The sequence below is a fragment of the Xenophilus sp. genome, assembly GCF_044462705.1.
In the GTDB taxonomy this organism is placed as follows: Bacteria; Pseudomonadota; Gammaproteobacteria; order Burkholderiales; family Burkholderiaceae_C; genus Xenophilus; species Xenophilus azovorans.
The window spans coordinates 1-12117 of record NZ_JBIQNC010000089.1 but is presented as its reverse complement, the minus strand read 5'-3'; the positions used below and the strand labels follow the sequence as shown (position 1 = coordinate 12117).

The following is a 12117-nucleotide window of genomic DNA, read 5'->3' as shown; positions in this document are numbered from 1 at the left end:
CCGAGAACCCCACCCTCAGCCTGCCCTGCCGCGAGGTGTTCGCGCGCGGCCAGCGGCCGGTGCAGGTGGTCGGCCCGGTGGCCGCGCTGGCCGGCGAGATGGTCGACACGCACCGCGGCTTCTGGGACACGCGCGGGGCACATGCCTGAAGGCCGCCGGCCGAGCGCCGGCACCGCCGTGCAAGTCTCAGTTTGCTGCTGCGGCATGGACCAACTGATCCGGTCGTTCGCGGATTGCTCCGCGACAATCGGCTCACCATGATGATTTCCGGCCTCTCAAGAAAACGCCGGGCCGCCCCAAGTTTTCTTGCCCCCCTCGGGGGGCGGGCCAGGCGCAGCCTGGCCCTGGGGGCGCTCGGATGGTGGCTGGCCTCCCTCGCGCTGGCCGGTGCCGCCGGCGCCCAGCCCGCTTCGCCGGTCGGCAGCGACATGGAGCGCCGCATGGCCGCCTGCATCACCTGCCACGGGCGCGAGGGGCAGGCCACCAACTCCGGCTACTTCCCGCGCCTGGCGGGCAAGCCGGCCGGCTACCTGTACGAGCAACTGCGCAGCTTCCGCGACGGGCGGCGCCAGCAGGCCGACATGAGCCACCTGCTGGCGAACCTGTCGGACGCCTACCTGCGCGAGATGGCCGAGTACTTCGCCGCGCTCGACCTGCCCTACCCGCCTCCCGCCCCCTCCGACCTGCCCGCGGCGCAGCTCGCGCGCGGCAAGGCGATGGTGTTCGAGGGCGACGCCGCCCGCGGCATCCCGGCCTGCGCGAGCTGCCACGGCCAGGCGCTCGCCGGCGTGCAGCCGGGCATCCCCGGCCTGCTGGGCCTGCCGCGCCTGTACATCGCCTCGCAGTTGGGCTCGTGGGTCACGGGCGACCGGCGCGCGCCGGCGCCCGACTGCATGGCCGAGGTGGGCCGCAAGCTGAACAACGAGGACATCCGCGCCGTGGCCGGCTGGCTGGCCGCGCAGCCGGTGCCGGCCGATGCGAAGCCGGCCGCCGCGCTGCCCGCCGGCGTGTCGGTGGCGTGCAGCGCGATGGGAGCCCACCCATGACCGGCCGGCGCCTTCTCGTGCGCGCGCTGCTGGCGCTGGCGATGCTGCTGGCCCTGCTGGTCGGCGCGGTCGTCATGCTCAACCTGCGCGGCGAAGACCCGGTGGACGACCACGCCGGGCCCTTCGCGGCCACGCCGGGCCAGATCGAGCGCGGACGCTACCTCGCCCTGGCCGGCAACTGCGCCGGCTGCCACACGGCGCGCGGCGGCGCGGCCTACGCCGGCGGCCGCGGCATCCAGACGCCCTTCGGCACCATCTTCGCCGGCAACCTCACGCCCGACGACGCCACCGGCATCGGCCGCTGGAACGCCGACCACTTCTGGCGCGCCATGCACAACGGCCGCTCGCGCGACGGGCGGCTGCTGTACCCCGCCTTCCCGTACACCAGCTTCACGCAGATCTCGCGCGAGGACTCGGACGCCCTCTTCGCCTGGCTGCGCAGCCTGCCCCCCGTGGCGCAGGCCAACCGGGCGCACACGCTGCGCTTCCCCTACGACACGCAGGCCGCGCTGGCGGTGTGGCGCGCCCTGTTCTTCCGGCCGGGCACCTTCACGCCCCAGCCGGCGCAGTCGGCCGAGTGGAACCGCGGCGCCTACCTGGTCGGCGGCCTGGGCCACTGCATCGCCTGCCACGGCAGCCGCAACGCGCTGGGCGCCACCGACACGGCGCGCGGCCTGGTCGGCGGCATGCTGCCCGGCGAGAACTGGTACGCCCCCGCGCTGGACGCCGCCCACGAGGCCGGCGTGGCCGGATGGCCCGCCGAGGAGGTCGTGACGCTGCTGCGGACCGGCGCCACGGCGCGCGCCGCCGTCTCCGGCCCGATGGCCGAGGTGGTGTATGCCAGCACCCAGCACCTGAACGACGCCGACCTGCGCGCGATGGCGACCTACCTGCAGGCCCTGCCCCAGGCGACCGCGCCGGCGCCGGCCGCGCCCCCGCGGCGCAACGAGGCGCTGCTGCTGCGCGGCGAGCGGATCTACGCCCAGCAGTGCGCCTGGTGCCACGGCGACCAGGGCGAAGGCGAGCCGGGCGCCTTCCCGCCGCTGGCCGGCAACCGCGCGGTGAACCTCGACAACCCTGCCAACCTGGTGCAGATGGTGCGCCGCGGCGGCTACGCGCCCGCCACCGAAGGCAACCCGCGCCCCTACGGCATGCCGCCCTTCGGCCACGTGCTGAACGACGACGACATCGCCGCCGTGCTCAGCTACGTGCGCGCAAGCTGGGGCAACACCGGCGCGGAGATCACGCCGCGCCAGGCCATGCAGCGCTGAGGCGCACCCCGACGGAGAGACGACACATGAGCCGATTCCTCAGATCCCTGCGGGCCGTGCTGTGGGCCGCCATCGGCCTGGGCGGCCGCCGCGCCGACGCCGACCAGCGCGTCGACAGCGGCAGCCTGCCGGTCATCCTGCTGCTGGCCTTCCTGCTGGTGCTCGGGCTGATCGGCGGGCTGATCTTCGTCGTGCGGCTGGTCGCCGGCTGAGCGCCGACAGGCCAACCGATGGCCGACGGTACCCCCACCCGCTACGAACAGCTCGCCGACGACATGGCCCAGGCCGTGCGCGAAGGGCTGCTCAAGGCGGGCGACCGGCTTCCGTCGGTGCGCCAGACCTGCCAGCGGCGGGGCGTGAGCCCGTCGACCGTCTTCCAGGCCTACCGGCTGCTGGAGGCGCGCGGGATCATCGAGGCCAGGCCGCGCTCGGGCTACTACGTGCGCGCGCACAAACGCCCGCTGCGCGCCGCGCCGCTGACCGCGGTGCCCCGGCCGGAGGCCACCGAGGTGGCCGTCAGCGCACTGGTCTTCGACATCCTGGAGTCCACGCGCGACCCGGCGGTGGTGCCACTGGGCTCCGCCTTCCCGGCACCGGGCCTGTTCCCGCTGGACGAACTCGCCCGCGCCGGCACCCGGGCCATGCGCAGGCTGCGGCCCGAGCAGATCACCACCGCCCTGGCCGCGGGCGACGAGGGGCTGCGCCAGGCGCTGCGCCGGCGCTACGCGCTGCAGGGCGTGCCCCTGGCGGGCGACGAGCTGGTGGTCACCAACGGCGCGATGGAGGCGCTGAACCTGTGCCTGCAAGCCGTCACGCGGCCCGGCGACATCGTGGTGGTGGAGTCGCCCACCTTCTACGCCAGCCTGCAGGCGCTCGAACGCCTGGGGCTGCGCGCCGTCGAGGTCGCCACCGACCCGCAGGAGGGCGTGGTGCTCGACGACCTGGCGCGCCTGCTGACGCAGCACAGGGTGGCGGCCTGCTGGTTCATGCCCAACCTGCAGAACCCGCTGGGCGCGCTCATGCCCGCCGCGCGCAAGCGGGCCCTGGTCGAGCTGCTGGCGCGCCACGGCGTGCCGCTGATCGAGGACGACGTGTACGGCGAGCTGTACGCGGACGTGCGCCGCCCGCCGCCGGCCAAGGCCTTCGACCAGGCCGGCCTGGTGCTGCACTGCGGCTCCTTCTCCAAGTGCCTGGCGCCGGGCTACCGGGTCGGATGGGCGGCCGCCGGGCGCCATGCCCCGCAGGTGCTGCGGCTGAAGACGATGACCTCGCTGGCCACCTCGCTGCCGCCCCAGCTCGCCATCGCCGAGTACCTGGCCCAGGGCAGCTACGACCGCCACCTGCGCCGGCTGCGCGCGGCGCTCGCCGCCGAGCAGCAGCGCACCCGGCGCCTGGTCGAGCGCTACTTCCCGGCCGGCACGCGCGTCACGCTGCCCGAGGGCGGCTACTTCCTCTGGCTCGAACTGCCGCGCGGCATCGACGCGCTCGAACTGCACCACCGGGCCATGGCGGCCGGCATCAGCACCGCGCCCGGCGTGCTGTTCTCGGCCGACCGGCGCTTCACCCACCACCTGCGGCTGAACGCCGGCCACCCGGGCGATGCCCGCATCGACCCGGCGCTGCGCATGCTCGGGCGGCTGGCCGGCGCGATGCTCTAGACCACGCCCTCATCGCGCAGTCGCTCTATCGCCTCGGACGTCAGGCCCAGCTCGGCGCGCAGGACCTCGTCGGTATGCTCGCCCAGGCGGGGCGCGGCCTGGCCATAGACGATCGGTGTGCCCGAGTAGCGGATCGGATTGGCCACGCCCGGTGCCTGCACGCCCGCGCCGTGCGGCAGCGAGAGCTTCAGGCCGCGATGCCGCACCTGCGGGTCCTCGAAGACTGCCTCCAGGTCGTTGATTGGCCCGCAGGGAACGTTGGCCGCCTCCAGCAGCGGCACCCACTCCTGCATGGTGCGGGCGAGCATGGCCTCGGCAATCAGCGGCACAAGCACCTCGCGGTTTCGGCTGCGCTGCGCCGATATGCTGAAGCGGCTGTCGGTGGCCAGCTCAGGCAGGCCGATGAGCGAAGCGAATGCCGCGAACTGTGTGTCGTTGCCGACCGCGATGATCACGTCGCCCTGCTTGCAGCGGAACACCTGATAGGGAACCATGTTGGAGTGGCCGTTGCCCAGCCGCTGAGGTACTTGGCCCGAGAGGAAATAGTTCATCACAGCGCAACCAGTGACGTTGACCAGGCAGTCCAGCAACGCGATGTCGATGTGTTGGCCCTTGCCGCTGATGTTGCGGTGCTCGAGCGCGCCCAGGATCGCCGTGCTGGCGTAGATGCCGGTGACAACGTCAGTGATCGGGATGCCGGTCTTGAGCGGACCTCCGCCGGGTTCGCCATCGGGCATGCCGGTGATGCTCATGAGCCCGCCCATGCCCTGGAAGATGTAGTCGTAGCCGGGCAGTGGCGCGTACGGGCCGCTTTGGCCGAATCCGGTGACGGAGCAGTAGACCAGACGCGGGTTGTCACGGCGCAGCGACTCGTAGTCCAGTCCGTAGCGCGCGAGCGTGCCGACCTTGTAGTTCTCCACGAGCACATCGCAGCCGGCAGCCAACTGGCGCACGATCTCCTGGCCGCGCGGGGTGGAGATGTCCAGCGTCAACGATTTCTTGCCTCGATTGGCACTCAGGAAGTAGGCGGCGTCGCGCGTGTCCCGGCCCTCCGCGTCCTTGAGGAAGGGCGGGCCCCAGGCGCGCAGGTCGTCGCCGGCGCCCGGGCGTTCGACCTTGACGACGTGTGCGCCCATGTCGGCCAGAATCTGCGTGGCCCAGGGGCCGGCCAGCACGCGCGTGAGGTCCAGAACCTTGATGTGTTCAAGTGCTTGTTTCATTCGTAGTGTCGATGAGGGACGCCGCCAAGGGCTTGCGAGAGGTAGCGCGCCGCTTCGTCGATGGCCGCGTCGGCCGCTTCCAGGCGACCAGTGAAGAGTTGGAAGGCATGAGGCATGTCGTCCCACAGGCTCAAGCGGGTCTGCACGCCGGCCGCGTTGGCGCGTTCAGCCAAGGCATGAGCGTCGTCCAGCGGAACCTCGGCGCGGCCTGCCTGGATCAGCAGCGGCGGCAGCCCGTCCAGCGCGGCGTGCAGCGGTGAAACCTCGGGGGCTTCGGGCTGTCCCGACCGGCCGAGGTAGGTGCGTGCCATGCGCAGGATCGTGGCGCGCTGGGTAACTGGATCAGTGGCCGCGTTCGCCTCGTAGCTGGCGCCACCGGCCTGCAGATCGACCCAGGGCGACATCAGCGCGGCTGCGCGGGGCAACGCTTGGCTGGCATTGCGCAGTTGGGTCATCAGCAGCACGGCCAGCGCGCCGCCGGCGGAATCTCCGCACAGCGCGATGCGACCGGGCGCGAGTCCCTGCGCGCACAACCACGCATAGGCGGTGGCGGCGTCCTCCAGGGCTGCCGGCTGGCGGTGCTCGGGCGCCAGGCGATAGTCCACGCCCAGCACCGCGCAGCCTGAGTGCGCCGACAACCGGGCCATCAGGTTGTGATGCGAAATGTGCGAGCCGATCTGGTATCCGCCGCCATGGAGAAAGAGGATGACCGCCTCGCGCGTGGCGCCAGGCGCCTCGATCCAGAAGGCCGGCACGCCGTCGGCATCAACGGCCGTGACCGTTGCCGGTGGGCGTGGCTCAGCGAAGAAGGCATTCCAGTCGCGGCGGATCTGCTCGATGGTGGTATCGGCCCCCCAACCAGCGTAGAGCTGGCCCAGGGCCGCGCGCACCTCCTGAAGCTGCGCGTTCATGGAATTCATAGACTGGAGCGCGCGGCGGCCTGAATGGCCTGGCCCAGGCCTTCGGTGCGCTGCCGCTGAAAGCCTTCGGAGAGGTGGCTTAGCTGGTGCGTGTCGAAGTGAGCGTCGATGGCGCTGCGCAGGCCCTGCATGTCCAGCCCGCGATTGATAGAGCGCTTGACCAGCCGGAGCGCGAACGGGTCGCACTGCGCGATGCGCGCGGCCATGCGATCGACTTCTGCTTGCACTTCGGCGCGTGGAACGACGCGATTGACCATGCCGATGGCGAGAGCCTCCTGCGCCGACATGCGTCCCCCCAGGTAGAGAAATTCCTTGGCTTTGCGCGCCCCCATCACCCACGGATGGATCATGACTTCCACGGCCGCGGTAGCCAGCGTCTGGCACACCGGGTCAGAAAAGAAGGCGTCGTCGGAGGCGACGATCAGGTCACACATGTTGGCGACCATGAAGCCGCCGGCGATGCAGGCGCCACTCACCTGCGCAATGGTAGGTTTGGGGCAGTCGTGGATGTTCATCGCGTAGCCGAGGTAGTAGCGCTCCTCGAACGCCCAGCGTTGCTCGACGGTGAAGTTGCTGCGCTTGAGCGCGGCCTCCTTCAGGTCGTGGCCGGCCGAAAAGTGATCGCCCTTGCCGTCGATCACGATCACCTTGACAGACTCGTCGCGTACGGCGCGCTGCAGCGCGTGATCCAGTTCTTCCAGTAGTCCCTGGCTTTCGGCGTTGCGTGCCTGCGGGCGGTTGTGCGAGAGTCGGGCCACGCCTTCGCCGGTGCGGTATTCGATCAGCTCGTAGTCGGATGGTGTGGTCATGGTTCTTCCCCTCCCAGGTTTACCAGGCACGCAGCGCGCGCCATTGATCGTCGGTGCCGAGCGCGGCGCGGTCGGCGTCGTAGCCGAACAGCCATTCCTGCTGTGGCAGAAAGGTTCCGCTGTACTGGGCGTCGTACTTGCGGAATTTGGTGTTGCGCTGCGCGACCTCGTCCGGATCGCTCATGTGGAAGCGCTTCTCGGCCACGCGCGACTGGGCCTGAACGCGAGCCGTGCGGTCCATGCGCAGCGACTGGTAGCGCTGCAGGGCCGCGCCGAGGTCGCCGCCGGAGCGTTCGAGCAGGCGCGCGAGAACCCAGGCGTCTTCCATGCTCTGCACTGCGCCCTGCGCGTGGTAGGGCAGCATGGCATGCGCGGAGTCACCCAGTAGCGCGATGCGACCGTTGACCCACGTGGGCAGAGGTTCTCGGTCGTAGAGAGCGGTGACGAAAGGTTTGCGTGTGAGCGCTATTAGCTGCGTCACCTCGGAATTCCAGCCGTCGTACTCCTTGAGGACCTCCTCGACTGTGGCCGTGGCCGACCACGATTCGCGGCGGTTGCCCGGAGAGCTGCCGATGCAGATCCAGTTGAGCTTGGTGCCGCCCGAGACGTAGTAGATGACGGCGCTGCGCTCGGGCCCGAGCCAGAGGTGGGCGCTCGGCGCGATGCCCAGGTGACGCGCGGCATCCGCGTCGACGATGCCACGCCAGGCCACGCAGCCAGAGGCCTGAGGCTTGTCGGCCTGGAAGAAGCGTGTGCGCACCAGCGAGTGGATGCCGTCCGCTCCCACCAGGATGTCGCCGTGAACGACGGTGCCGTCGGTCAACGTGGCGTGCACACCCTGCGCGTCCTGCGACACGTCGGCGATGCGACTCCCCAGGCGGAGGTTGGCAGGCTCCAGGCGCTGCGTGATGACGCCCAGCAGATCGGCGCGGTGAGCATGGTAGTAAGGTGCGCCGAAGTGGTGCTCGATCTGCGGCATGAGCGGGTTGCGCATCAGTGCCTCGCCAGTCCTCCAGTCGCGGTAGACGAGATCGCGCGGCTGGAAGGCCACTGTGCGTAGCGCGTCATGCACGCCCAGGTGCTGCAGTACGGCCACCCCGTTGGGGCTGAGCTGTACGCCGGCACCAACTTCCTCCAGCCGGGGGGCCTGTTCCAGCACCACGTGCTCGATATTGAACTTCTGCAGCGCCAGGGCGAGCGCCGCCCCGCCAATGCCGCATCCTGCGACTATGACTCGCATATCTATCCTTCGAGAGTTATGAGGCCGCCCGGCGGGTCGCCTCGGGAGAGCGACGGTGGCTTACTGCGGTTGCAGTCCGATCGCCTGGATGATGGGCCCGGACTTGTCGAGCTGATCCTTGATGAAGCTCATGAGCTGGGCGTTGGAGACGTTCCAGGGCTCAGCCCCGCGGCTGCGCAGGAAATCCACAAACGCTGGGGCCGTCGTCGCCGCGCGCGTAGCGTCTTCCAGTTTCTTCATGACCGACGTGGGTGTACCCGGCGGGGCGAAGAAGGCGATCCACACCGGCATGCCGGAGTTCTTGGAGCCCGCCTCTACCGTGGTCTGCACGTCGGGGAAACTGTCCAGCCGCGCGTCCTGTAGTACGCCCAGCGCCTTGAATTCGCCACTGCGCATGCGCGACTGTGCCGAGAACAGCGTGATGTAGGCCACCTCGATTTCGCGTGCCTTGAGTGCCAGCAGGCCGGGTGCATCGCCCCGGTAGGGCACGTGCGTGATGTCCAGGTCCAGATCGCTCTTGAAGATCTCCATGCCCAGGTGCGCGCTGGTGCCGATGCCGAACGAGCCGTAGTTCAGCCGTCCGGGGTTGGCTTTGACGTACTTCACGAACTCGGTCATCGAGTTGGCGGGGAAATCCGGCCGCGCCAGTAGCACCGTGGGCGCCGTGTTGATCGGCGCGATCGGCTGCAGTTTGTCGATCTGGAAGCTCAGATTCTGGTAGAGGTGCGGCGCAACCGTGAATCCGGTGTTGGAGCCCAGCAAGATGGTGTAGCCGTCAGGCGTGGCCTGGGCTACCGTCTGCATGGCCACGATGTGGCCCGCGCTGGGCTTGTTCTCGATGATGACCTGCTGACCCAGCCGCTCCGCCATGCCCAAGGCGGCCTGACGAGCGATGACGTCTGTGATGCCGCCTGGCCCGAAGGGCACGATGAGCCGGATCGGCTTGTTCGGATAGGTATCGGCATTCGCCGAAAAAGCCGTGGCCGCAACCAGGGCTGTGGCGGCCAGCCGTGTGATGAGTCGTTTCATGGCGTTGTCTCCTTGGGACCCGGATGCTAGGTCCGGTGCGCATCAACGACGTCTCGGGTTTGGATATGCTGCATGTTGTTTTAACATGCAGAACAAGAATTCGAAGTGCGTCTATGGAGCAAGTCGATGGGTGAGATGGATGTGGAATCGAGAGGCGGCGACCGGCAGTTCGCCACCACGCTGGCGCGTGGACTGGAGATACTCCGCTGCTTTACACCCGAGCGCCCGGTGCTGGGCAATCGCGAGTTGGCGGACCTCACGGGCCTATCCAAGCCCACGATCTCGCGCTTCAGCTATACCCTCACCGAGCTGGGTTATCTGCGCGTGGATCGCACCTCCGGCAAGTATCAGCTAGGCACGGCCGTGCTCACCCTTTCTTACCCACTGCTGGCCAACATCCCGCTGCGACAGGTGGTGCGCCCCCAAATGCGTGAACTGGCCGAACGCCTGGGCGGATCGGTATCGCTATGCATGCGCGAGCGCCTGAAGCTTGTGTACGTCGAGACCAGCCGATCCCGGTCACTGCGCGCACAGCGCTACTCGGACATCGGCATGTCCCACCCGATCATTGCCACTGCCAATGGCCGCGCCTACTTGGCTGCTTGCACGGCCGAGGAACGCACCACGCTGCTCAACGAGATTCGTGTGAAGACGCCCGACCACTGGCTCAAGTGGGGCGCGGCAGCCGAGGAGATGATGGCGTTTTGCCAGGACAACGGCTTCGCCTACTCGCATGGCGAATACCGGCCTGATGTGGCCACGGTCGGTGTCCCATACCGCCCAGCCACTGGCGGCGAGTTGTATGTCTTCAACTGCGTGCTGGCCTCGTACGCCGTCAAGCCCGGCCAACTCGAACGGGAGGTCGGACCGGCTTTGTTGGCCATGGTGGCCGACCTGTCCTACGTCTGAGATTGGTCGAACACTGGGTGTCCGGCCGGACGCTCAGGCGAGGAGGCGGTAGACGACCGGCACCATCACCGCCGTCGCGACGCCGTTCAGGCACATCGCCAGCGCGGCGAAGCCGCCGGCGACGGGGCTGGTCTGCATCTCGCGCGCCAGGCCGATGGCATGCGCCGTCAGGCCGGCGGCGAAGCCGCGGACGCGGTCGTCCCGGATGCGCATCCAGCGCAGCAGCGGCTCCGAGAAGATGGCGCCGGCCACGCCGGTGACGGCGACCGCCAGCGCGGTGATGGACGCCTGCCCGCCGAAGCGCTCGGCCACCGGCATGGCGATGGGCATGGTCGCGGACTTGGGCGCCAGCGACGCCACCAGCGAGGCGTCCGCGCCCAGCACCCAGGCCAGCCCCATGGCCAGGGCGATCGCCGCCGCGCCGCCGACCAGCAGCGTGGCCGACAGCTCGCGCCAGACGGAACGCAGCCGCTGCAACTGCACGAACATGGGCACGGCCAGCGCCACCGTCGCCGGGCCGATCAGCGAGCGCAGCAGCCCGGTGGACTGCGCATAGACCGGATAGGGCTCGTCCAGCAGCGCGAGCAGCGCCATGATCAGCGCGGCGCCCGTCGCCACGGGGATCAGGAAGGGATGCGCGTTGCGCCAGCGGTAGATCTTCAGGGCGAGCGCATAGACCAGGACGGATGCCGCCGACCAGGCCAGCACCTTGGCGATGCCGGGCGTCATCCCGCCGACGCCCCGGACGCGGCCGCGCGGCCGTGCAGCAGCCGCTGCAGCAGCGCCGCCGTCACCACCAGCGTCAGCGCCGTGCCGAGCAGGCACGACACCATGAACGGCAGCCAGTGGCCCTGCAGCATGTCCAGGTGGTCGAGCACGCCGGCCACCACCGGCATGAGGAACAGCATGATGTGCCGGAGCAGACCGCCGGCCGCCAGGGCGATGGGCCGGGGGACGCGCCCCATCGCGACGAGCGCCGCCAGCAGCAGCAGCATGCCCACCAGCGCGCCCGGCAGCGGCAGCGCGAAGCGCGCGACGGCCGCGTCGCCGGCCTTCTGCAGCAGCAGCAGGATGGCGACGCCGAGGCAGAACTGGGCGGCGGCGGCGAGCCAGCGCAACGGAGAAGGTCGGGAGCGGGTTTCGGTCATGGGGAAGGAGTGTGCACGCCTGCCCAGCTTGCCAGTTCGGCGCAGCCGCATGCGACGCACTTCGCGCGCCGGATCGGGCCGATCTGATACGGCCGCGCGGACCCGCTTAGACTCGGCGGCATCGCCCGCTGCCCGCCGCCGCAAGCCATGCGCCCATTCCATCGCCTGACTTCCGCCGCCCCGGCCCGCACGCCGTGGCCCGCCGCGCTGCTGCTCGCGCTGTGCGCCTGCCTGCTGGCCGCCTGTTCCACGGCGCCGGGGCCGCGCCGGCCGACAGTGCCGCGCGCCGCCGTCTACCCGCCGCTCACGTCCGCGCAGGCCGACGACATCGCCATCCACGCGCTGGGCCTGGTAGGCACGCCCTACCGCTACGGCGGCAACACGCCCGAGGGCGGCTTCGACTGCAGCGGGCTGATCGGCTACGTCTACAGCAGCCGCGCCGGCCGGGCGCCGCCGCGCACCGTGGCGCAGCTCGGCAGCTTCGGCGAGCCGGTACGCGCCGACGAGATCCGCACCGGCGACCTGGTGCTCTTCGGCCGCGGCCGGCCCACGCACGCGGGCATCTACGTGGGCGAGGGCCGCTTCGTGCACGCGCCCTCCACCGGCGGCACGGTGCGGCTGGACACACTGGCCGGCATCTACTGGTCGAAGCAGCCGCTGGAAGTGCGGCGGCCCTGAGCGCGCCCGCCTTGCTCCTCTCCCCTCTGGGGAGAGGCTGGGTGAGGGGCCGGCGGCGGTAGAAAGCGCTGCGTCGCCACGATAGGCCCTCGCCCTCACCCCAGCCCTCTCCCAATGGGAGAGGGAGAAAAAACCTCAATACTTCTTGCCGAAGTTCGCCGCGATGCGCTGCTTGAGGTAGTCGCCCGC

The 12117-nt window shown here is 70.1% G+C and carries 13 protein-coding genes; 6 read left to right on the top strand and 7 right to left on the bottom strand.

Translation table 11 applies throughout. From position 1 onward, the window contains the following. The first annotated feature begins 440 nt into the window (after positions 1–440). Genes ACIY1X_RS14515 through ACIY1X_RS14500 form a run of 4 tightly spaced genes read left to right on the top strand, consistent with a single transcriptional unit; the run spans position 441 to position 3975 of the window. Positions 441–1046, top strand: a complete 606-nt coding sequence (locus tag ACIY1X_RS14515) for a c-type cytochrome (RefSeq protein WP_399681596.1) — start codon at positions 441–443, stop codon at positions 1044–1046. Further along, positions 1043–2317 (top strand): c-type cytochrome, encoded by a 1275-nt coding sequence (locus ACIY1X_RS14510; protein WP_399681593.1) that lies wholly within the window; start codon positions 1043–1045, stop codon positions 2315–2317. The genes ACIY1X_RS14515 and ACIY1X_RS14510 overlap by 4 nt, the downstream gene beginning before the upstream one ends. A 26-nt stretch (positions 2318–2343) precedes the next feature. Next, entirely contained in the window at positions 2344–2529 is a 186-nt protein-coding gene (locus ACIY1X_RS14505) for a DUF2970 domain-containing protein (RefSeq protein WP_399681591.1), read from the top strand. An 18-nt stretch (positions 2530–2547) separates the two neighbouring features. Next, on the top strand, positions 2548–3975 hold the full coding sequence (locus ACIY1X_RS14500) for a PLP-dependent aminotransferase family protein (protein ID WP_399681589.1): 1428 nt from the start codon (positions 2548–2550) through the stop codon (positions 3973–3975). On the opposite strand, the gene ACIY1X_RS14495 is transcribed toward ACIY1X_RS14500, so the two are convergent. Genes ACIY1X_RS14495 through ACIY1X_RS14475 form a run of 5 tightly spaced genes read right to left on the bottom strand, consistent with a single transcriptional unit; the run spans position 3972 to position 9193 of the window. Next, a complete protein-coding gene (locus ACIY1X_RS14495; RefSeq protein ID WP_038203008.1) occupies positions 3972–5195 on the bottom strand; it encodes a CaiB/BaiF CoA-transferase family protein in 1224 nt (407 codons plus the stop codon). The two genes, ACIY1X_RS14500 and ACIY1X_RS14495, sit on opposite strands and share 4 nt — an antisense overlap. After that, a complete protein-coding gene (locus ACIY1X_RS14490) occupies positions 5192–6106 on the bottom strand; it encodes an alpha/beta hydrolase (protein ID WP_038203005.1) in 915 nt (304 codons plus the stop codon). Before ACIY1X_RS14490 ends, ACIY1X_RS14495 begins: the two co-directional genes overlap by 4 nt. Before the next feature lie 5 nt (positions 6107–6111). After that, on the bottom strand, positions 6112–6924 hold the full coding sequence (locus ACIY1X_RS14485; RefSeq protein WP_399681588.1) for an enoyl-CoA hydratase: 813 nt from the start codon (positions 6922–6924) through the stop codon (positions 6112–6114). A gap of 19 nt (positions 6925–6943) precedes the next feature. Beyond that, positions 6944–8164 (bottom strand): FAD-dependent monooxygenase, encoded by a 1221-nt coding sequence (locus ACIY1X_RS14480; RefSeq protein ID WP_399681586.1) that lies wholly within the window; start codon positions 8162–8164, stop codon positions 6944–6946. Positions 8165–8224: 60 nt separating this feature from the next. After that, complete coding sequence (locus ACIY1X_RS14475) at positions 8225–9193, bottom strand: tripartite tricarboxylate transporter substrate-binding protein (RefSeq protein WP_399681583.1); 969 nt, start codon at positions 9191–9193, stop codon at positions 8225–8227. Positions 9194–9319: 126 nt separating this feature from the next. Here ACIY1X_RS14475 and ACIY1X_RS14470 point away from each other — a divergent pair, with 126 nt between their 5' ends. Next, a complete protein-coding gene (locus ACIY1X_RS14470; protein WP_399681580.1) occupies positions 9320–10102 on the top strand; it encodes an IclR family transcriptional regulator in 783 nt (260 codons plus the stop codon). A gap of 33 nt (positions 10103–10135) precedes the next feature. On the opposite strand, the gene ACIY1X_RS14465 is transcribed toward ACIY1X_RS14470, so the two are convergent. Together ACIY1X_RS14465 and ACIY1X_RS14460 are read right to left on the bottom strand one after the other, a co-directional pair. Beyond that, entirely contained in the window at positions 10136–10831 is a 696-nt protein-coding gene (locus tag ACIY1X_RS14465; protein ID WP_399681577.1) for an LrgB family protein, read from the bottom strand. Further along, on the bottom strand, positions 10828–11250 hold the full coding sequence (locus ACIY1X_RS14460; protein ID WP_084216873.1) for a CidA/LrgA family protein: 423 nt from the start codon (positions 11248–11250) through the stop codon (positions 10828–10830). The genes ACIY1X_RS14465 and ACIY1X_RS14460 overlap by 4 nt, the downstream gene beginning before the upstream one ends. A 147-nt stretch (positions 11251–11397) precedes the next feature. Between ACIY1X_RS14460 and ACIY1X_RS14455 the strand changes: the two genes are divergently transcribed. Then, positions 11398–11928, top strand: a complete 531-nt coding sequence (locus tag ACIY1X_RS14455; protein WP_084216871.1) for a C40 family peptidase — start codon at positions 11398–11400, stop codon at positions 11926–11928. The last annotated feature ends 189 nt before the right edge of the window (positions 11929–12117 follow it).

Coding starts and splice junctions, on each gene's coding strand:
- ACIY1X_RS14480 (WP_399681586.1), bottom strand. CDS start 8,164: ATGCGAGTCATAGTCGCAGGATGCGGCATTGGCGGGGCGGCGCTCGCC.
- ACIY1X_RS14465 (WP_399681577.1), bottom strand. CDS start 10,831: ATGACGCCCGGCATCGCCAAGGTGCTGGCCTGGTCGGCGGCATCCGTC.
- ACIY1X_RS14515 (WP_399681596.1), top strand. CDS start 441: ATGGCCGCCTGCATCACCTGCCACGGGCGCGAGGGGCAGGCCACCAAC.
- ACIY1X_RS14455 (WP_084216871.1), top strand. CDS start 11,398: ATGCGCCCATTCCATCGCCTGACTTCCGCCGCCCCGGCCCGCACGCCG.
- ACIY1X_RS14490 (WP_038203005.1), bottom strand. CDS start 6,106: ATGAACGCGCAGCTTCAGGAGGTGCGCGCGGCCCTGGGCCAGCTCTAC.
- ACIY1X_RS14500 (WP_399681589.1), top strand. CDS start 2,548: ATGGCCGACGGTACCCCCACCCGCTACGAACAGCTCGCCGACGACATG.
- ACIY1X_RS14460 (WP_084216873.1), bottom strand. CDS start 11,250: ATGACCGAAACCCGCTCCCGACCTTCTCCGTTGCGCTGGCTCGCCGCC.
- ACIY1X_RS14510 (WP_399681593.1), top strand. CDS start 1,043: ATGACCGGCCGGCGCCTTCTCGTGCGCGCGCTGCTGGCGCTGGCGATG.
- ACIY1X_RS14485 (WP_399681588.1), bottom strand. CDS start 6,924: ATGACCACACCATCCGACTACGAGCTGATCGAATACCGCACCGGCGAA.
- ACIY1X_RS14475 (WP_399681583.1), bottom strand. CDS start 9,193: ATGAAACGACTCATCACACGGCTGGCCGCCACAGCCCTGGTTGCGGCC.
- ACIY1X_RS14470 (WP_399681580.1), top strand. CDS start 9,320: ATGGGTGAGATGGATGTGGAATCGAGAGGCGGCGACCGGCAGTTCGCC.
- ACIY1X_RS14495 (WP_038203008.1), bottom strand. CDS start 5,195: ATGAAACAAGCACTTGAACACATCAAGGTTCTGGACCTCACGCGCGTG.
- ACIY1X_RS14505 (WP_399681591.1), top strand. CDS start 2,344: ATGAGCCGATTCCTCAGATCCCTGCGGGCCGTGCTGTGGGCCGCCATC.